The following is an 18,527-nucleotide window of genomic DNA, read 5'->3' as shown; positions in this document are numbered from 1 at the left end:
TGTAGAGGAGGCTGATGACGAGGATATAGACGAGACCGATGATGACGATACGGACGAGGAGCCAGATGAACTGGACGCAGAACTCGAGTTAGACGACGAACTCGAGGACTTACTCACAGTCGACCACGAGTTCGTTTGGGAGTCAGGCGAAGGCTCCCACCTCTGCAATATTAACGTCGAGATGGAAAACACGACATCCGACTCCGAGCTGTTCTATGAGGGCATCGGTATGATCGTCGACGCCGACGGAAGCCACCTCTCGAGTGATGCCGCCCGCTTTAGCCTCGGACCGGAGAACAGCGCGGAGCACTCGTTCTCGCTGGATCAGTGTGCGGAGGCAGCCACGTACCGCGTCGAGTTCGACGTCGATCAGGTCGTCGAGGAGTAAGCCGACGTTGCGGCGCGACGGGAGTTTTCGGGAACCGCACGACAACCCCCTGTACACCACTGATTCACTGGTCCTTGCACTCGGTTTCGCACGTGCCGCGGTACCATGTATATAAATTTTACACGTCACACGAAATGTGCTAATTTTATATACAATAACCTGAAGTCGCTAGAACGATTGCAATGCAAAATAAGTCAGCAACAAAGAAATCACAGCGGCGAATAACTGTTAGTCGGCGAGCACTGCTCGCGAGTGGATCAGCGGCCGCCGCGAGTGCACTCGCGGTCGGTACCGTTAGTGCGGAGGAGTCCGTTACGGAGGAGACGCGAACGCTGCGTTCGGGAACGAAATACGAGACATCAGCATACATCCGTGAGGCACCGACGGCTGGCGAGACGGTGCTCGTCCTCGGTGGCGTCCACGGCAACGAACGAGCCGGGATCGATGCGGCTCATACGGTTCGCGAGTGGGGGTTCGATCAGGGGACGCTCGTCGTGATCCCCGAGGCTAACGCACCCGCAGTTCGGGATCATACCTACAGCGGCCCTGACGGCGACCTCAATCAGCAGTTCCCGGCCGGTCAGTCACCAACGACGTCGATCGCGGGGGCGATCTGGGACTTCATCACGGAGATGGATCCCGCAGCCGTCATTGATATGCACAGCTCGATGGGAATCTGGGACTCACCTCGGGGGCCGGATGGGTTCGGCCAGGCGATCTTCCCGTCTGCGGCCGGGAACGCCCGCTCGGTCGCCGACCGCACTACCAACTCGTTGACCGAGGCCCATATCCATCCTTCGGAGCAGTACGGCACCGACTACGAGTTCACGGTCGGCAACACGCTCGCTGGCGAACACCCCCGGCTCATCCACAAGGTCTCGGCCGACCTGGGTCGTGCCGGGTATCTCACGGAAGTGACCCGCCACGATACCGATCTCGCGACCCGGACCGACTGGTCCGAGTCGATCGCCGCGACGCTGCTCGGACACCACGGAATCGCGGTTGACCGCCCAGAGTAGTTCCACCGTTAGCAGTGTCTCACTCTTCCTACACGATTCGACAGCAAGCGGTACCGAGACCCGCTGTCACAACCGGCGTGGGCAGTGCAAGTGGTTGCGCCGGCTTTGATTTGGTAGGGATCGTTTGGGACTGATTCGCGGCTCCGATCCATCGCTGCAGTCCGTCGCCTCCGCCTACCCGGCAGCGTTACGTCGGGTATTGACGGCACGGCTCGGCTGGCCACCCAGGTAGATTACCACGCAACTGGCGTCAGGTCGGCAGCCGGACACCGCCGGACCGAAGTCACTATGTGAGCTGACAGTTCAACCACTATGCACTATGCCAACGGTGAGTGCAGTCCGGGAGCATCTTCAGGCCGGAGGTCTCTCTTTGCTTGCGGTACGGGCGGCCGAGAAGGCGCTGCTCGAGTCCTCGATCACGATACCGGCGGCGTGGGGATCGTACTGGTCGATCGCACCCCGGTACTACCGGACGCTCGATTTCGAGATCGATCGGTATCGGTCCCCGCCCGACCCGTACAAGATTCTCTGGGTCGATCCCGACCGGATTACGCGGTTCTCGGGGCGGCGGTATCCACCGTGGGAAGACGCGCGCTATCAGTTCGGGCGGGTCCAACGCGGTGAGTGGGATCTACGGACGGAGCCACCGGTCGCCGACGACTACCACGGGACCCCTCCGGAGCTGTACTTGGCAGAGACGTTCGGGTCAACGCCGTTGTATCGATCGTTAGCTGCACACTTCGAGGACGGCGTTCCGTGGCATGAGACCGAGTTCGTTCGGCGGGCAAAGGCAGCACTCGAGCAGGGTGGGTCCGTCTGGAACGGCTGTGAGACGACGGCGGAGATCGACCGTCGGTGTCAGGGGCTCGATGCGCTCTATGACTCGATCGCGTCGACCGGCTGTCAGAGCTACCGGCAGTTCCTCAGGGACCGGGATGCACTCGAGGTGAACTTTTTGGAGTGTCTCAGACAGGAGATCTGCGTCGATATCGGTCGCGAGGGCGAACTCCTGTTCGTAGACGGGCGCCACCGACTGTCGATCGCCAAACTCCTCGACCTCGACCGTGTCCCCGTGGTGGTTGCGGTTCGGCACGCCGAATGGATGGCGCGGCGTGCTGGCTGGGCGGCCGACTCGGTCCCGGACCATCCGGATCTCCGGGCGCTGTGATCGAGCGACCGCCACCGAGCGTCGATCCGGGACACCGACGACCGCTCCCGGCCTGGTGGGCGCCACCAGAACGTAAAATGAGTTTTCGTCTTTCTTCACCAAATATAAATAATATCACGTGAACTTTCCACTTGGAATGGGTGAGCCGAAGGGTGGAGAGCGGCCGTTCGTCTCGGTTATCTGTCCGGTCTACAACGATCCGGACGGGATACGCACAACGATCCGATCGCTGGTCAGACAGGCGTATCCGTCCGATCGGTTCGAGGTTATCGTCGTCGATAACGACTCGACGGATCGCACACGCGCGGTCGCAGCGAAGCTGTGTCGACACCACGACCACGCGACCGTCATCGACGAGACCACCACACAGAGTTCGTACGCCGCGCGAAACACCGGAATTAGGCATCAGAACGGCGAGATACTGGCGTTCGTCGACTCGGATGTCGTCGTTGCGCCGACGTGGTTGTCGAACCTCGTGAGTGCCTTCGAACGAACCGGGGCCGACTATCTCGGCTGTCGTGTCGAGTCCTTTCTGCCGGAGAACGGACAGACGCTGGTCGGCAGATACAACACCGTGACGAACTTTCCGGTGGAGTTCTATCTCGAGCGCCGACAGTATGCGCCGACCTGCGCGCTCGCCGTCAGACGGTCCGTCGTCGAGGACGTCGGCCCGTTCGACGGGCGGCTGATTTCGGGAGGTGACGTGGAGTTCGGCCAGCGTGTTGCCGGTGCGGGCTACGTCCAGGCGTTCGCCGACGACGTCGTCGTCTACCATCCGGCGCGGACGTCGTTCCGGAGCTATCTCGCCAAACACTTTCGCATCGGCCGTGGGAAGGAACAGCTGTTTCAGCTGTCGGATCTCCGGCCTTCATCTCGACCGCTGTGGGTGTCGCGAAACATCCTCCCTCCACACCCGCTGACGTTTCGTGATCGGATGCGACACGGTTGTCCGTTCGTCCTGTTCGTCGTGTTCTACTGGATCGCCTACACCGGGAAGCTGTCGACCTTCGCCGGACGGCTCCGTGAGCGGCTTCGGGTCCGGTTTGCGTAGCGGTCGCCAACCCGACTACCCGCGGATGCGGCGATCCGGTTCGGACCATCAGTCGTACCCCGGGAGGAGATCAGGCCGGGCTTGAAGCGGTCGTGGACGCATCGTACCTCCGTCTCCCGACGATATCACAAAATCGAGATTGTTATATATTAAGTTATAATCGTATTGGGTAGATATGGGTGACCCGGTACTGACGGCGGACTCCGTCTCGGTCCGACGGGGTGGCCAGGCGATCCTCGAGGAGCTCTCGCTTTCGATCCCGCGTGGGTCGCGGACGCTGGTGTGTGGCCCCAGCGGTGCCGGGAAGTCGACGCTGTTCGCGGTGCTTGGTTTGCTCGACTCGCCCGACCGAGGACGGGTGCTGGTCGACGGCACCGACGCCAGCGAGCTCTCGGAGCGTCGACGGGCCCGACTGCGTCGGGAGGTGCTCGGGCTGGTCTTCCAAACACCTCAGCTGGTGCCGGCTCTCTCCGCCCGCGAGAACGCGCTGTTGCCCCAGAGTCATGGTGGGACCCGTGACGAGGCCTGGGTCGACGAACTGCTCGCACGACTGGCGGTCGCCGACCGCGCGGACCGGTGTCCGGCGGCGCTCAGTGTCGGTGAGAGACGGCGCGTAGCGATCGCCCGTGCACTGGCGAACCGGCCAGCTGTCGTGGTCGCCGACGAGCCGACCGCCCAGCTCGAGCCCGAGGCGGCTGAACGGGTCCTCGAGCTGTTGTGTGACATCCAGGCGACAACCGACGCCGCGCTCGTGGCGATCAGTCACGATCCGTCGCTCGGCGCGCTGTTCGAGCGGACCGCGACGTTGCACGATGGGAGCGTCGCCAACCCACCGTAGCTGGTGGCCAAGGCGACACCGTCGGTGTGACCAATCCGCTCTGAGCGCGTTTCCCGTCGTCAGTGTGACCACCCAGTAACCTGGCCTCGATCAACCGGCTCGGCCACCGGACCGAGCGACCAGGGGTGACGAACGGATTCACTGGCCAGTCCGCCGACACCCGGCCCATCTGAGTGCAGTGGTCGCCGCTTCCGGTGGAACGGACTCGGGATCTCGAAACTTGTTCCGCAGACGAGGTGTGCTGTCTCGGTAGACGTGAACGGCTGTGACCGGCCGTCATGCAGTAGAGTCCTCTGTCACAACCGACCCCGTTTCGGTCGTCTACGCCGTCGCTTGCTTGGAACGAGATGGATACCGAAATATGGCTTGCGACGCGGTCGCTGTTGGTTCCAGATACAGCCCAGCCAGCTGGACTGGAGTGGTCGGGAACTTTAAGAGCGTCTCACCAGCGGCTCGTACCATTCCTGATTGAGCTGGTACCAGTCGATGAACTCCCGGACGCCCTCGCGGATGTCCCGCGTGGGTTCGTAGCCCAGCAGCTCGTTGGCCTTCTCGATGTCGGCGTGGGTGTGTTCGGCGTCGGCCTCGCGCGCGTTCGTATACTCGAGGGCGAGCTCGGGGGCGAGTTCGTCGCGGATCACTTCGGCGAGCGTTTCGATATCGATGTTGTCGGTGCTGCCGACGTTGATGATCTCGCCGTCGGCCGCGTCGTCGACGAGGAGCTGTTGGTTGACGTCGACGACGTCGTCGATATACGTGAAGTCCCGCGTCTGCTGGCCGTCGCCGTAGATCACTGGCGGTTCGTCGTTCAGGCAGCGCGAGACGAAGTTCGAAATGGCCATGTTCGGACGCATCCGCGGGCCGTAGACGGTGAAGTACCGCAGCGACACGGTGGGGAGGCCGTACACCTCGCTGTAGACGCGGGCGTACTGCTCGCCGGCGAGTTTGGAGACGCCGTAGGGGCTGACGGGCGTCGTCGGGTGGGCCTCGTCGTAGGGGAGGGACTCGGGTTTGCCGTACACCGAAGAGGAGCTCGCGAGGACGACGCGCTCGGTCTCCGAATCGCGGGCGGCGTCGAGGACATTGAGGGTGCCGTCGACGTTGATCGAATTCGGCTTGCGCGGGTTGTCGACGCTCGTCCGCACCCCGGCCTGGGCGGCCTGGTGGTAGATCACGTCGGCCTCGCCGACGAGATCTTTGGTGAGGTCGTCATCGCGCACATCGCCGTCGACGAACTCATACGTGCCCTCGGTGTCGGCCGCGGCCGCCTCGCAGATCTCGATGGTGTGTTCTTTGATTCCCGTATCGTAGTAGGGATCGAGGTTGTCGAGGACCGTGACGTCGTGGCCCGCCCGGACGAAGGCCTCCGCGAGATTGCCGCCGATGAAGCCGGCGCCACCGGTAACTACAACTTGCATTACTCGAGGGAGGACATTCCATCTTAAAAAAGATAGTGTCTCCCAGAAGCATGTTGACAGCCGGTCGTCCTTCGGATGTCGGTCTCAGTCAGCCGTTGCCGACAGTTCCGCGTCCTGCAGGCGTTGTTCGGCCTCGTCGCGGTCCTCGGGGTAGCCGACGTCGATGCGCCAGCCCTCGAGACCGATCGCGTCGATGGTGCGCCCTGACTGGATGAGCAGGTCGACGGCGTCGCTAATCTCGTACTCGCCCCGATCGGAGGGCTGGACGAGGTGGCAGGCGTGGAAGATCGCGGGCGTAAAGGTGTAAAAGCCCGTCATCACGAGATTCGACGGTGGGTCGTCGGGTTTTTCGATGACGTCGGTGATCTCGCCGTAGGCGTTCGTGTCACAGACGCCATACCGGGAGGCTTCGTCCCAGGGAACCTCCTCGACGAGGAACGCGGCGTCCGTGCGGTTTTCGCGCTGGCGCCGGACGACGTCCTCGAGGTTCGCCTCGAAGACGTTGTCGCCGAGGATTAGCATGAAGTCGTCGTCGATGTGTTCTTCGACGCACAGCAAGGCGTGGGCGAGGCCGGCCTGTTCGCGCTGGTGGGCGTACGTAATCGGCACGCCGCGGTACTCGTCGCCGTAGTGCTCGACGATCTTCTCTTTGAGATAGCCGACGACGATGACGAACTCGCTGGCACCCAACTCGACGAGGCGGTCGAGACAGTGCGTGATAATGGGGTCGTCGTCGACTTCGACCATCCCCTTCGGTTTGTCCTCCGTGAGCGGCCGGAGCCGTGTGCCTTCGCCGGCGGCGAGTACGACTGCTTGCATTGATCCGTCGTATGATGTTGTTATATAATAATTTTTTGGTTGAGAAATATTCGAGCGCGATAGTGCTCGATGGCGGTGCTGGTCGAACGAGTTCAACGGTTCTCGGCTATCAGCGCTGCAGCCACGCCGGTCGGCCCCCGAACTCACTCGGGGGTCGGTGTCCGCCAGCGGACCTGGTCGACGTCGCTTGCAAGATGATAGTACTTCGTGGTCTCCGGCAGGTTCTCGCGAGAGCTCGGCTCCGCACGAACACACCGGAGCCACCTCCCGTTCTCCCGCTCGAGGACGACGACCTCGTCGAACGTGAGGCGGCGGCCGGTCTGGAGTTCAACGATGATGTGTCCCACTATATGCCTCCGTTCGAGTACAGTCTTTTTATTCTACTGTACGCATTTATAATTACTGGGTAGTATGTATCGATAGTCGAACTGGTCGGCGACGGGAGCGGGCAATCGGGGGTCGACAGGTGGGAAGTGCTGTCTGGCACCGGCCTCGAGTGTCATCAGGGAATGGCCCATGGTCCTACAAGCGAACGCGACTTTCGAGCGCGACAAGCGCGTCTGTGAGCGCTCCGGCCGCTCCCGTCACGCGCGGGGCCAAGGGCTGACGGCTGTCGTGTGGATCACGGCTGGTGCAAGAGTCGCAGGAACCACAACCCCGTTGTAGGATGGCTGACAATCATACTGAGAGCAGCTCTCCGTGAACCCGAATGGGACAGCATATTTCGAGAACAGAGAGTGCGGGACACACTTAGGTGAGCAGCGGACTCCGAAAGCGAGGGCCGGAATGAGCTTTATCGCGGAGTTCACCCTCGCGGCGACCGTCGAGCGGGTGCCGACGGTGGGCGTTCACGTCGAAGACGAACAGCCCCGCGAGGAGGGACCGTCGCGCCTGATTCTCTGGGCTCGGGGCACCGACACCGATCTCAAGACGTTCTTCCGCCAGCTCGAGGACGACCCCTCCGTAGCCGACGTCGAGCAACTCTCGGGCCTTCCCGAGAAGCGACTGTTCCGGATCAGTCTCTCGGCAACCGGCGAGCGTGGCCTCACCTACACCGACGCGATCGAACTCGGGATCACCTTTCTTCGGATCGAGTTCACCGACGCTGGCACGCGGTACCGGGCACAGGTGCCGAGCCGGAAGGCGTTGTCGGCGTATCACGCTCGGTGTGACGAGCGGTCGCTCTCGTTCGTGTTGCGGCGGCTCTATGAGAGCGATGACGAGACACAGACCTACGACCTCACCACTCGACAACGAGAGGTGTTGCGTGCGGCGACGGAAGCCGGCTACTTCGAGGTCCCACGCGAGATCTCGACGGCGGAACTGGCGGCACAGTTCGACGTCTCGAGCCAGGCGCTCTCGGCACTGATCCGGCGCGGAGAGCAGCGCCTGCTCCGAACCACAGTCGCGAGCGACCTTCCTTGATATCACAGTGATCACTCAACACGGGTTTCCTCCTCGCCGGCTCGCCTGTGGCTGTGTACCGATAGCTATGAGCCACCTCCGACTCGTTCAGTATGGATCACAGCCGCACGCGGTCACGTCTCCCTGCCCAGCGACAAGCCCGTCGTTGCGGGTGTCATCACTGCGCTGCGAACCGCAGAACGCGGTGCACTGGCGTCAGAGCAGACAGTCCAGTCGTCACTCGGCGAACTCCCTGCGCTGTACGGCTCCCCGACTCCACTGCGCGTCCATCCCTCTTCGAGCCGACTCACGACGGGCACCGACATGGAGCCGTGACCGTCACCCATGCTGGCTATGCAGTGATGAGAACCGTCGAGGCCCATGCCGGCGTGACTGTTCCCGTGACACCGGTTGAGCCGCCTTCGGACGCTACATAGCTCTTCTCGTTCGTCTGTCTACTCGAGCGTCTCGCTCAGCTGTGACTGCGGTCAGAGAACCTGTACTCTCCCTCGTCGGTCCCTTGCTCGAGTCGGCGTCGCGCCCTCGGTACCACGGTTATATACGTGGGGTGTGAACCTGGCTACGAGATGGAACGTGCGACCGTTCGCGTGACCGGCGTCGTCCAGAGCGTGGGGTTTCGCCCGTTCGTCTACCGGCGGGCGCTCGAGTACGACCTCCGCGGTACGGTCGCCAACCGGGGTAGCGCCGGCGTCCACATCGAACTCGAGGGGACGAGCGACGCCATCGAGGCGATGCTCGAGGCGCTCCGAACGGAGCCGCCGCCGCTGGCGCGCGTCGACACCGTCAGCGTCGATCGCGAGCGCGTCTCCGAGGCCGCGTACGAGACGTTCGAGATCGTCGCCTCCAGTGATGCCGGCGCCGGCGCCGGCACGATCCCGCCGGATACGGGGCTCTGTGCGGCGTGTCTCGAGGACGTTCGCGACCCCGACTCCCGGTATCACGCCTACTGGGCGACCGCCTGTGTCGACTGTGGGCCGCGCTTTACGGTCGTCGAGGCGCTGCCGTACGACCGATCGACGACGTCGATGGCCGCGTTTCCCATGTGTCCCGCCTGTCGGGCGGCCTACGAGGCGCCGACCGACCGCCGATACCACGCCCAAGCGATCGCCTGTCCGAGCTGTGGGCCGCGTCTGCGCTACGGCGAGCCAGGCGACGACACCGCCGTCGCGCCGGCAGCCGAGGCCGAGGCGGGCCGCGACGGGTTCCCCGGGACGCTCGCACGGACGGCCGACGGGACGGCGGCGATCGACCGCACCGCCGCTGCGCTCGAGCGTGGCGACACCGTGGTCATCAAGGGGATCGGCGGCGCGCACCTCGCCTGTGATGCGACCGACGACGCTGCGGTTGCCCGTCTGCGCGAGCGAACCGGGCGGCCCGCCAAACCGTTTGCCGTGATGGCCCCGACGCTCGCGTCCGTCCGTACCTTTGGGACCCTCTCCGACCGCGAGCGGGCGCTGCTTACCTCGCCGCGGCGGCCGATCGTCCTGCTCGAGCACGATCCGGCCCGAGCAACCACCACCGGGCTCGCAGCCGGCGTCGCCCCCGGCCTCCACACCGTCGGGGCGATGCTTCCGTACTCGGGGCTTCACCACCTCCTCTTCGAGGCGGTCGACGTGCCGCTGGTGATGACGTCGGCGAACCGGCCGGGGAGCCCGATGCTGACCGCCAACCGCGCCCTCGTTGACGGGCTGGGGACGGTCGCCGACGCGTTCGTGCTCCACGACCGCCGCATCGTCGCCCGTTGTGATGACTCCATTGTGCGCGTCGTCGACGGGAGCCGCCAGCTGCTTCGTCGGTCGCGGGGATTTACCCCGACGCCGGTGTCGACCGCCGCCGAGCTCTCGACGCCGATACTCGGGACGGGTGCCGACCGGGATGCGATCGCCGGCGTCTCCCATGCGGGGGACTGCTATCTCACCCAGCATCTCGGCGATCTCGACGACGCCGCGAGCCGTGCGGCCTTCGAGCACGCGATCGAGCACCTGCTCGAGGTGACCGGCCTCGAGTCGCCGCCGCTCGTCGCCCACGACGCCCATCCGGCGTTCGAAACCACCGAGTACGCCCGCCGACTGGTCACGGACGGCCCCGCCCAGCGCCGCGTCGCCGTCTACCATCACCACGCTCACGCCGCCAGCGTCCTCGCCGAACACGGCCGCGAGCGCGCCGTGGCGCTAACGCTCGACGGGTTGGGGTATGGCCCCGACGGCACGCTCTGGGGCGGGGAGGTACTCGACGTCTCTCCGGCCGAGTTCGAGCGCGTCGGCGGCCTCGCGCCGGTGCCGATGCCGGGTGGCGACCGGGCGACACGGTATCCGGCCCGGATGGCCGCGGCACTGTGGTTTGCCGACGACCCCGACCGCGTCGGCTCCCGGCTCGAGCGCCATGGCGTGGCCCTCCCCGAGGACGGGACGACCCATGATGACGTCATCCGACAGCTCGAGTGTGGCGAGAACGTTCCGCTGACGAGCAGCACCGGACGAGTGCTCGACGCGGTCGCCGCACTCCTCGGGGTGTGTAGTGAACGACGCTACGAGGGCGAGCCGGCGATGCGACTCGAGGCGCTCGCGACCGACGGCCAGCCCGTCGCGCTCGACGTCTCGACGGTCCGAACCGACGGCCGGCCCGTGATCGACACCCCGGCGCTCTTCGCCGAACTCGCCAGTTTGCTCGAGGCGGATTACTCTCGAGCCGTCGTCGCGGCGACTGCCCAGGACGCACTCGCCCGAGGGCTCGCCGCCCTCGCGGTCGACGTCGCACGCGAGCGGAACCGAACGACGGTCGCGCTGACCGGCGGGGTGGCGTACAACGACCGGATCGCGACACGGATCCGCCAGCGGGTGACCGACGCCGGCTGCGAGCTGGTCACCAACGAGCGTGTCCCGGCCGGCGACGGCGGCATCGCCTACGGGCAGGTCGCGGTGGCCGCGGCTCAAGTCGCCCAGCAGTAGGGCGTCGCCGGCCTGACAGTGCCAGTCGCTAGGGCATCCGAGCTACCCGCTGGGGACGCCTAGTGGCGTGCTCGCTGGAAAACGAGTTCGGTGCGTGTGACAGGGCCGAACTCCGTCTCTTCCTTTGCATCGTTTCCTGAAAGAGCTGTGCCACCCCCAGTCAACCGCCTCGGAGTCACGCCCCGTGGCATCCGCCTCGCTATTCCGTGGAAGTGAACGCTGTCGGAACCGGAGTCGCCAGCCACTCGAGTGGCTACCGGTGGGGAGACCGGCCGTGGCGCGCGAACCAAGTCGTACGGACCCCGTGGGACTCCCCCTTCGGGAGGGACGACAGTCGCCACCGGCCGGCAGCCGCTCCCAGGGCTTCCGGACAGCACAGGGCGCGCTCGGTTTCGGCTTCGACGGATGCCGTGGTCTTCGGTCCGTGACTCGAGTCTCCCCCGGAAGAGAGCAGGTCGGGACCCGCCGGGCCACCGACAGCGCGCTCGCCCCCGGCCGTGTCCACGCCCGCAGTGAGCTTCCCCCATCGACAAATTTTGAAATATCAACTCAATTTCTGTCACCATAGATATTAGTGGCTGGCCACGTACGATCCAGTTATGCCACACTGTCGTGACTGTGGAGGGTACGTCACCCGGGACTTCATTCGGGTGTTCGGTGTTGAGGGGGCGGTCTCGGGCTGTCCGAACTGTACGACCTACCGGGACCTCAACAACGGTGGCGCCGCCGAGGCAGACGAGTCACACACCGAGCGACCGCTCGGCACGCGCTCACCCTGAGCAGCTAGCGCTCGAGTCGAGACCCGATCGCACTGACGCCGGTGTCGACCGATCGCAAGCCGCCCGGTGCTTCGTCGAGCGACGCCCTGGGCTTTTTCGACTAGTGAGACAGAGTCATAAACCAAACTAGAAATTAAAAAGCATCTTTCGTATCCTGTAGTAAGATATGATTCTAGTTATGTAGATATGAAAACCTATTAATAGACGGACAAGATGGGTGGAGGTATGGATAGACGAACGATCCTCCTGGGTAGTACCGGTGTGCTCACAACGCTCGTTGCCGGCTGTGTCGGCGAGCTCCAGTCGGAGACCAGCGCGGGGCGCGGCGCGGCCGACGACAGTCCCGGCAACAGCGGCGGGCAGGGCAACCAGCGGGACGACCACCCCGGTGCAGGACGGGGGCAGGACGGCCCTACCGGCGTTCCCGGTTTCGTCCCCGAGGCGGTCGAACTCGACAGCGGCGAGGTCCGCATCGAGGCGTTCCGGCGCCGGGGCCGGACGCTCACCGTCTCCCTGGTGACGACGATCGACGACCCAGCGCAGCTCCGCGAGGATCTCGAGGAACTCCCGCCCGCACTCGAGGAGGGGATCGAGGACGCCGAGGGATTCTTCGGCCAGATCGAGACCGTCGAGGCCGACCTCGCATATGAGTCCGGACCGACGCTCGCGACCGCGCAGATCGACGCCGACAAACTGCGTGCGTACGCGGACGGCGAGCTGACCGAACAGGAACTGATTATCCTGGCTCGCCCCGAAATCGAACTGCTGTAGGCCGTTGCTCGACTCTTCTTCGCTGCTGTGAGAGCTCCGCTGTCGGCTGAAGAGCGAACACGTTCCTCTCGCGTTATCGGTATCGGTGTCACGTCGCGTTCCCTCGAGCTGCGGACGGCTACACCGTTGCTCTCTCCGAAGCTCAGTCCCCATCGTCGTCTCCCGCGTCATCGTCGCGGTCGACGTCTGCATCCCGAGTGTCGTCGACCCCGAGCTCGGTTGCCGGGCCGATCGGGCCCGCGTGAAACTCGATGACGGTCCCGTCCGGGACCTGTGTCGCGACCGGGTCGGCGTCGTGGAGGATCCGGATGACGTCGTTCGTTCGGTAGAAGGCGGTCGTCTCGTCGGGGATGCCCATCGCCTTCCGCAGGGTCGGCAGTCTCGTCTGGGCACCGATCGTGACGCTCGTCCCCTCGATCACGACCGTGTGTGGCATATGCTGTATTTCGTTTATATCTTCTAGTGAAAATATCTACTGGCTATGGTCAATCTGTGCATGACGCCCGGTCCGGACGCACTGGTGCCAGCGTTCCAACTGACGGCGCGCTCGAAGTGGGCTGGACACGGGTGTCCGATTCGGCGCCATGGCTGGGGCGGGCTCGGTCCCTCGGCCAGCGAGTGCAGCGGATCCCGATCGACAGGATCGAGACGGCGCTGTCTGACAGCCGTCTGACCGGTGTTTTTGAATGGTGGTATCTACTATGGAACTATCCATGCACGAGGCACGCGCCGGCGACACAGGTCTTGGACCGTCACCGCCGAGCAGCACCGATGCCGCGACACGACCGAGGAGACCGATTCCAGGGGGGCGACAGTGAGATACGGAGGTCCAACCGGGCTTCGACACTCACTGCCGCCGGTGTTGCTGGTCTGTCTGACCGTCTCGCTCGGATTGCTGGGCTATTTCGAACTGGTCGGGCTGTTGCTCGAGTACACACAGGCGTAGTCGCCCCCGTGAGCCAGTGGCTGGTTGAATTTTGGTGGCTTCTGTGCGTTCGCGAGGCTACCGATCGGCTCGAGCGACGTCGAGGACCGGGTCGATCTCACCGGCCTGCGAGGTCATATAGGAGGTTCGGTCTCAGCACGACCCCTCGTCGGGACACTCCCGGGACGGCTGGGAGCGGGACTCGGTGAACTCGTAGACCTGTTCTTCGAGGTAGGCGTGGGCTGTGGTTCCCGCCCCGGTGATCGTCACCAGGTCCTGCTCCTGGTCGTACGCGACGAGCCCCGCGTCCTCGAGTGTGGGGACGTGGTGGTGGTACAGACTGAGGTACAGTTCCGTGACGGCGGCGGCCGGAACCCCGTCGATCGTCGCGCCGTGTTCGTCGACGGCGAGTTCGTCCGCGAGGTCGGCAAGCGTCACGACGTTGTGCTCGCGGACACAGGCCAGTACGGCGCGTCGGCGCCGGTGGGCAAGCGCACTGAGCGGCGGGTCCGTGTCGGATTGGTCCATTGTGACTTCCTCCCACAACTGAAGTCGTGGGCTTCCGCTATATTTGTGTCATCCGGCTCGTTCTCAGCGGCGGGATGTCTGACTGAGTTTCAAGTGGGTCGTCGTGGTGATCGTGCTATGGAGTCACCAGCGCTTGGCGTCACGATCGCGCGGGAGATCGCTGCCCGGGAGGGGGTCGAGCCGGCCACGCTCGAGCCGCCCGTCCAGGCCGTGATCGACGTCGCTGCACTCGAGCGGCTGGTCCACACCCCCGAGCACGCCCGAACCGAGTTCACCGGCGTCGTACGGTTTGCCTACGGCGACTACACGGTCACCGTCGACGAGACGGGCACCGTCTCGGTCTGTCCATCGTCGGAGACGAACGCCGACCGACGCGAGCCACACCAGCCGGAGGACACCCTGTAGCGAGGCCTACCGAGGCGCCCCGACCGCGCTGTCCCGCCTGTCACACGTCCGCCGAGACCGCCGAGGGCCGACTCGGCCGGCCCACCGACGACTCTGCCCGCTCCCGGTCGCCGTCGCGTCCAGCCACCGCGACCCGACTTCCCCCGGGAGCCCCTCGGTTCCGATCGCTCTACTCTCGTAAAAACTAACCATTTAGCAAGTTTTAACAATAAATGGGGATTTGAACCAAATGGGCACCCGTGGCAGGAGGGTGCTCACCCCTCGAGGGCTGGTTCACCGCGAGGGCAGGTGGTGGTCGGTCCCCGCTGACCGGGGAGCGCCGGCGGGGGCTTATCCCCGTTGGCGACTCCCGAGCCCGGTGCTTTTCACCCCGGCGGTCGCCGCTGTACACTACCGCGATTGTCAGGCCGGGAAAGATGACAAACCGAGGCGAGCGAGCGCCGCCGCCAGAAGCGACACCGACCCTCCTCCCGGGCGAGCGCTACTGTACTGCCGATAATTACCAAAGCCGGCAGCAACATCCTTCTTCTAGAGGTTCATGTTTGCCTCCATGAATACTTGAAAAAGAGGAATGAATCGGGTACTTCGACGTGTTGTGGTTCGCGTTCGGCTCGTTCGGTCTCGGGACCGCCGCTACTGGCCGGTCGTGCTCGCTGTACTCGTCTGTCTCCTCCTTCTCGGTACGGGAGTTGTGGGCGCCTGTGACTCGAAAAGCTCGGTGGACGTCACCGTTACTGACGACGAAGGCAACGCGGTCGAAGGCGAGGAGGTTACGCTTGTCGACCCCCGAACCGGGGACACAATCGGCGAGGCAACCACTGACGCAGACGGCGCAATCTCGCTACCCGCTGACCACGGTCCGGTTGAAGTCGTTGTCGGCGACCAGACCGAACGTATCACCGTTCCCGCGCAAGCTACCGTCGACATGACGGTCGACGCCCCCGGGCTCGAGCACTCACAGGCGCTCACACTTCCCCCCGATATCGCTCCCTGACTGGCTGTGCAGATTTCCGGCCCGCTGTCCGAACTGGTTCTCCAGAAGGTGATGAGCGGTGTGCGAGCCGTTCAATGACGGTGGTTGTGGTCAACACTCCCCGCGCGGCCGGTCTCGAGCCCAGGTGAATCGAGCGTGCACTCGAGCGCTGGTGGGGCCCTCGTGTCACTCGCGGTGTCGGAGCGGATGTGAGTTTTGGGGACCCTATTCGAGAGCGTACCCGACAACACGCCGGTACTCGAGCGCCATCGGAGTCGGTAATCGCTGATTGCCTCTGGCGGCCACGCCCACGCGCTGCGGGCGCTTCAGTCTCGCCGCCGTCCGCCCGTTCTAACGGAACCAGTTCGGGGACATGATGCGTACGGCCGAGTAATTCCTCATACTCCGACAGCTATTTACTGATTCCTCAAATACATCTATTCGACTCAACTACCGCGGAATCAGACTATTCGCCATTATAAACAATGATTACTCGAACTACACTGCGGAGGACCGGATGACAGCCGGCGGCTCGAGTCCCGAGAACTCAGCGGAGGGCAACGTCGCGACGTATCAGTACGAAGAGCCGGCCAGTGCGACCGCGAGCGTCTGTGTCGTTGGCCTGGGCTATGTCGGGCTTCCGCTGGCCGCCGCGTTCGACGCCGCGGGCAACAGCGTGACGGGATTCGACATCGACCCCGAGAAGGTCGTCACCCTCGAGTCCGGGACCGACCCCACCGGCGACGTCGGTGATGCGGCGATCGCCGACGGCGAGATCGACTTTACGACCGACAGCGCCGACATCGCGAACGCCGACGTCGTCATCGTCGCCGTTCCGACCCCCGTCGACGACACCGAGAAGCCCAATCTCGGGATCGTCGAGGGCGCCGCCAGGACCGTCGGCGAGCACATGACCGAAGGGACGACCGTCGTCCTCGAGTCGACGGTGTATCCGGGCGCCACGCGGGAGGTGTTCATCCCGGCCCTCGAGGAAGCCTCCGGGCTGACCGCCGGCGAGGACTTTGGTGTGGGGTACTCGCCCGAGCGGATGGTGCCCGGCGACGACGAACACGGGCTGGCGAACGTCGTCAAGATCGTCAGCGCGCTCACCGACGAGGGCCGCGACGAGCTCGTCGAGCTGTACGGCACCGTCGTCGACGCCGGCCTCCACGAGGCGCCCTCGATCGAGACCGCCGAGGCCGCCAAATGTGTTGAAAACACCCAGCGCGATCTGAACATCGCCCTGATGAACGAGCTCGCAATGATTTGTGACGAGCTCGGGCTCGACACCGAGGCCGTCCTCGAGGCCGCGGGCACGAAGTGGAACTTCCACGACTACCGGCCCGGGCTGGTTGGGGGCCACTGCATCCCCGTCGACCCCTTCTATCTGCTCTACGAGAGCGAGCGCCAGGGCTTTGCCCCCGAGCTCATCCGCACGGGCCGGGAAGTCAACGAGGCCGTCCCCGATCACATCGCCGAGCTGACGATCCGGGCGTTGAACGACAGCGGCAAGGTCCTCAAGCACAGCCGCGTGCTCGTCGCGGGGCTGGCGTACAAGCCCGACGTCGACGACATCCGCACCTCGAAGATCGACAACGTCATCCAGGAGCTGCGCAGCTACGGCATCGAGGTCGTCGGCTTCGACCCCCACGCCGACCCCGAGGCGACCCGTGAGGCGTTCGACATCGAGATCCAGGACGCCTTCGACGTCACCGACTTCGACGGGCTCGTCATCGGGACCCCCCACACCGAGTTCCAGTCGCTGTCACCGGCGACGCTGGCCGACGAGATGGCCGCCGACCCCGTGTTAGTCGACATCGACGGCACGTTCGACGCACAGGCGGAGCTGTTCACCTACCGGAGGCTGTAACATGTACCGCGACCACACGATCGGCGTCGTCATCCCCGCGTACAACGAGGAAGGCTTCATCGGCGACGTGATCCGGGCGATGCCCGACTACGTCGACCGCATGTTCGTCATCGACGACTGCTCGAGCGATGGGACCTGGGACGAGATGTTGCAAGCGGCCCGCGAGGACGCCGGCGTCAGCGAGTCGTTCGTCGAGGCCAGCGGCCAGGAGCTCGGCTATGCCAAGGAGGCCCGCACCGACGGCGGCGGGATGCTCGCCGAGCGCGCGATCGTCCACGACCCCGTCGGGCGCGTCGTCCCGATCGAACACCGCGAGAACCTCGGTGCGGGCGGGGCGATCAAGACGGGGTATCTGGCCGCTCGCGAGGAGGGCACCGACATCACTGTGACCGTCGACGGCGACGGCCAGATGGACCTCGAGCAGATGACCCGGCTGCTGGATCCGATCGTCGAGGATGAGGCCGACTACGCCAAAGCCAACCGGCTGCTGTACAAGGAGTTCCGCGAGGATATGCCGCCGTTTCGCTTCTTCGGCAACTCCATTTTGACGTTCCTGACGAAGATCGCCTCGGGGTACTGGAAGACGATGGACCCCCAGAACGGATATACGGCGATCTCGAGTTATGCACTCGAAAACGCCGGGCTCGAGGACCTGTACGAGTACTACGGCTACTGCAACGACCTCCTGATCAAACTCAACGCCAAGGGGATGCGCGTCGCCGACGTCGCCATGCCGGCGCTGTACGGCGACGAGGAGTCCTCGATTAGCTATCCGAGCTACATCTGGAACGTCTCGGGCATGCTCCTGAAGGGCTTCCTCTGGCGGCTGAAGGTGAAGTATCTCGTGCTGGACTTTCATCCGTTGGCGCTGTTCTACCTCTTCGGCGCCGGGACCGCAGGGATCGGTATACTGGGTGGCTTGTGGGCGCTCTATGCTGGACTCTTTCAGGGGGGTCGCTGTTCATGCGTGGCTCGGCCAGCCTGATGCTGTTCACAATGGGCAGTATGTTCATGATGTTCGCCATGCTGTTCGACATGCAGGTCAACGAGGGGCAGGAGACGCAGGTTCGGGAGTAGGCGCAGCGAACCGCAACCCAGCTTTTGGAGTCGACAGGTACTCAAGGGCGGCGTCAGTCCGTCGCTCGACCGCTGGTGATGGGCTGTTTCTACTCCGTTTTTGCTTCTCCTCTAGGACCGTAACA

General features: G+C 64.4%; 16 protein-coding genes and 2 pseudogenes. 13 read left to right on the top strand and 5 right to left on the bottom strand.

Annotation, left to right across the window (positions count from 1 at the left end):
- The 5 genes and pseudogenes from QA600_RS19810 to QA600_RS19790 all read left to right on the top strand — a co-directional run.
- Positions 1 to 388, top strand: a pseudogene (locus QA600_RS19810) (hypothetical protein); the annotation flags it as partial.
- Positions 389 to 570: 182 nt separating this feature from the next.
- Positions 571 to 1,407: a succinylglutamate desuccinylase/aspartoacylase family protein gene (locus tag QA600_RS19805; protein ID WP_278293655.1), complete on the top strand. Its 837-nt coding sequence runs from the start codon at positions 571 to 573 to the stop codon at positions 1,405 to 1,407.
- 319 nt (positions 1,408 to 1,726) lie between these two features.
- Positions 1,727 to 2,575: a hypothetical protein gene (locus tag QA600_RS19800; RefSeq protein WP_278293654.1), complete on the top strand. Its 849-nt coding sequence runs from the start codon at positions 1,727 to 1,729 to the stop codon at positions 2,573 to 2,575.
- A 118-nt stretch (positions 2,576 to 2,693) separates the two neighbouring features.
- A complete protein-coding gene (locus QA600_RS19795) occupies positions 2,694 to 3,626 on the top strand; it encodes a glycosyltransferase (protein ID WP_278293653.1) in 933 nt (310 codons plus the stop codon).
- A gap of 175 nt (positions 3,627 to 3,801) precedes the next feature.
- Complete coding sequence (locus QA600_RS19790; RefSeq protein WP_278293652.1) at positions 3,802 to 4,464, top strand: ATP-binding cassette domain-containing protein; 663 nt, start codon at positions 3,802 to 3,804, stop codon at positions 4,462 to 4,464.
- Between the two features lie 431 nt (positions 4,465 to 4,895).
- On the opposite strand, the gene QA600_RS19785 is transcribed toward QA600_RS19790, so the two are convergent.
- The 3 genes from QA600_RS19785 to QA600_RS19775 form a co-directional block, all read right to left on the bottom strand.
- Positions 4,896 to 5,882: an SDR family oxidoreductase gene (locus tag QA600_RS19785; protein ID WP_278293651.1), complete on the bottom strand. Its 987-nt coding sequence runs from the start codon at positions 5,880 to 5,882 to the stop codon at positions 4,896 to 4,898.
- 84 nt (positions 5,883 to 5,966) lie between these two features.
- On the bottom strand, positions 5,967 to 6,701 hold the full coding sequence (gene aglF, locus QA600_RS19780) for a UTP--glucose-1-phosphate uridylyltransferase AglF (protein WP_278293650.1): 735 nt from the start codon (positions 6,699 to 6,701) through the stop codon (positions 5,967 to 5,969).
- A 143-nt stretch (positions 6,702 to 6,844) separates the two neighbouring features.
- Positions 6,845 to 7,048 (bottom strand): hypothetical protein, encoded by a 204-nt coding sequence (locus tag QA600_RS19775; RefSeq protein WP_278293649.1) that lies wholly within the window; start codon positions 7,046 to 7,048, stop codon positions 6,845 to 6,847.
- Between the two features lie 439 nt (positions 7,049 to 7,487).
- Between QA600_RS19775 and QA600_RS19770 the strand changes: the two genes are divergently transcribed.
- From QA600_RS19770 to QA600_RS19755, 4 genes are all read left to right on the top strand, one after another.
- Positions 7,488 to 8,126, top strand: coding sequence for a helix-turn-helix domain-containing protein (locus QA600_RS19770; protein ID WP_278293648.1), 639 nt, complete (start codon positions 7,488 to 7,490; stop codon positions 8,124 to 8,126).
- A gap of 566 nt (positions 8,127 to 8,692) precedes the next feature.
- Positions 8,693 to 11,074 carry a carbamoyltransferase HypF gene (gene hypF / locus QA600_RS19765; protein ID WP_278293647.1) on the top strand — a complete coding sequence of 794 codons (2,382 nt, stop codon included), beginning with the start codon at positions 8,693 to 8,695 and terminating at the stop codon, positions 11,072 to 11,074.
- A gap of 599 nt (positions 11,075 to 11,673) precedes the next feature.
- On the top strand, positions 11,674 to 11,853 hold the full coding sequence (locus tag QA600_RS19760) for a hypothetical protein (RefSeq protein ID WP_278293646.1): 180 nt from the start codon (positions 11,674 to 11,676) through the stop codon (positions 11,851 to 11,853).
- Positions 11,854 to 12,078: 225 nt separating this feature from the next.
- Positions 12,079 to 12,624 carry a hypothetical protein gene (locus tag QA600_RS19755; protein WP_278293645.1) on the top strand — a complete coding sequence of 182 codons (546 nt, stop codon included), beginning with the start codon at positions 12,079 to 12,081 and terminating at the stop codon, positions 12,622 to 12,624.
- A gap of 142 nt (positions 12,625 to 12,766) precedes the next feature.
- Here the strand turns inward: QA600_RS19755 and QA600_RS19750 are convergent, their stop codons facing one another.
- Both QA600_RS19750 and QA600_RS19745 read right to left on the bottom strand, forming a co-directional pair.
- Positions 12,767 to 13,060, bottom strand: coding sequence for a hypothetical protein (locus QA600_RS19750; protein WP_278293644.1), 294 nt, complete (start codon positions 13,058 to 13,060; stop codon positions 12,767 to 12,769).
- 642 nt (positions 13,061 to 13,702) lie between these two features.
- Positions 13,703 to 14,077 carry a hypothetical protein gene (locus QA600_RS19745; RefSeq protein WP_278293643.1) on the bottom strand — a complete coding sequence of 125 codons (375 nt, stop codon included), beginning with the start codon at positions 14,075 to 14,077 and terminating at the stop codon, positions 13,703 to 13,705.
- Positions 14,078 to 14,194: 117 nt separating this feature from the next.
- Here QA600_RS19745 and QA600_RS19740 point away from each other — a divergent pair, with 117 nt between their 5' ends.
- The 4 genes and pseudogenes from QA600_RS19740 (at position 14,195) to QA600_RS19725 (ending at position 18,402) form a co-directional block, all read left to right on the top strand.
- Complete coding sequence (locus tag QA600_RS19740) at positions 14,195 to 14,482, top strand: HalOD1 output domain-containing protein (RefSeq protein WP_278293642.1); 288 nt, start codon at positions 14,195 to 14,197, stop codon at positions 14,480 to 14,482.
- Between the two features lie 718 nt (positions 14,483 to 15,200).
- Positions 15,201 to 15,476 carry a hypothetical protein gene (locus QA600_RS19735; RefSeq protein ID WP_278293640.1) on the top strand — a complete coding sequence of 92 codons (276 nt, stop codon included), beginning with the start codon at positions 15,201 to 15,203 and terminating at the stop codon, positions 15,474 to 15,476.
- A gap of 496 nt (positions 15,477 to 15,972) precedes the next feature.
- Positions 15,973 to 17,325: a nucleotide sugar dehydrogenase gene (locus QA600_RS19730; RefSeq protein WP_278293639.1), complete on the top strand. Its 1,353-nt coding sequence runs from the start codon at positions 15,973 to 15,975 to the stop codon at positions 17,323 to 17,325.
- 1 nt (position 17,326) lies between these two features.
- Positions 17,327 to 18,402, top strand: a pseudogene (locus tag QA600_RS19725) (glycosyltransferase family 2 protein).
- The last annotated feature ends 125 nt before the right edge of the window (positions 18,403 to 18,527 follow it).

Origin of the sequence: Natronococcus sp. A-GB1, from assembly GCF_029688845.1 — an archaeon.
GTDB lineage: Archaea > Halobacteriota > Halobacteria > Halobacteriales > Natrialbaceae > Natronococcus.
This window is presented reverse-complemented; position numbering and strand designations above follow the sequence as displayed.

Coding starts and splice junctions, on each gene's coding strand:
- QA600_RS19805 (WP_278293655.1), top strand. CDS start 571: ATGCAAAATAAGTCAGCAACAAAGAAATCACAGCGGCGAATAACTGTT.
- QA600_RS19800 (WP_278293654.1), top strand. CDS start 1,727: ATGCCAACGGTGAGTGCAGTCCGGGAGCATCTTCAGGCCGGAGGTCTC.
- QA600_RS19790 (WP_278293652.1), top strand. CDS start 3,802: ATGGGTGACCCGGTACTGACGGCGGACTCCGTCTCGGTCCGACGGGGT.
- QA600_RS19785 (WP_278293651.1), bottom strand. CDS start 5,882: ATGCAAGTTGTAGTTACCGGTGGCGCCGGCTTCATCGGCGGCAATCTC.
- aglF (WP_278293650.1), bottom strand. CDS start 6,701: ATGCAAGCAGTCGTACTCGCCGCCGGCGAAGGCACACGGCTCCGGCCG.
- QA600_RS19770 (WP_278293648.1), top strand. CDS start 7,488: ATGAGCTTTATCGCGGAGTTCACCCTCGCGGCGACCGTCGAGCGGGTG.
- hypF (WP_278293647.1), top strand. CDS start 8,693: ATGGAACGTGCGACCGTTCGCGTGACCGGCGTCGTCCAGAGCGTGGGG.
- QA600_RS19760 (WP_278293646.1), top strand. CDS start 11,674: ATGCCACACTGTCGTGACTGTGGAGGGTACGTCACCCGGGACTTCATT.
- QA600_RS19755 (WP_278293645.1), top strand. CDS start 12,079: ATGGATAGACGAACGATCCTCCTGGGTAGTACCGGTGTGCTCACAACG.
- QA600_RS19750 (WP_278293644.1), bottom strand. CDS start 13,060: ATGCCACACACGGTCGTGATCGAGGGGACGAGCGTCACGATCGGTGCC.
- QA600_RS19745 (WP_278293643.1), bottom strand. CDS start 14,077: ATGGACCAATCCGACACGGACCCGCCGCTCAGTGCGCTTGCCCACCGG.
- QA600_RS19740 (WP_278293642.1), top strand. CDS start 14,195: ATGGAGTCACCAGCGCTTGGCGTCACGATCGCGCGGGAGATCGCTGCC.
- QA600_RS19730 (WP_278293639.1), top strand. CDS start 15,973: ATGACAGCCGGCGGCTCGAGTCCCGAGAACTCAGCGGAGGGCAACGTC.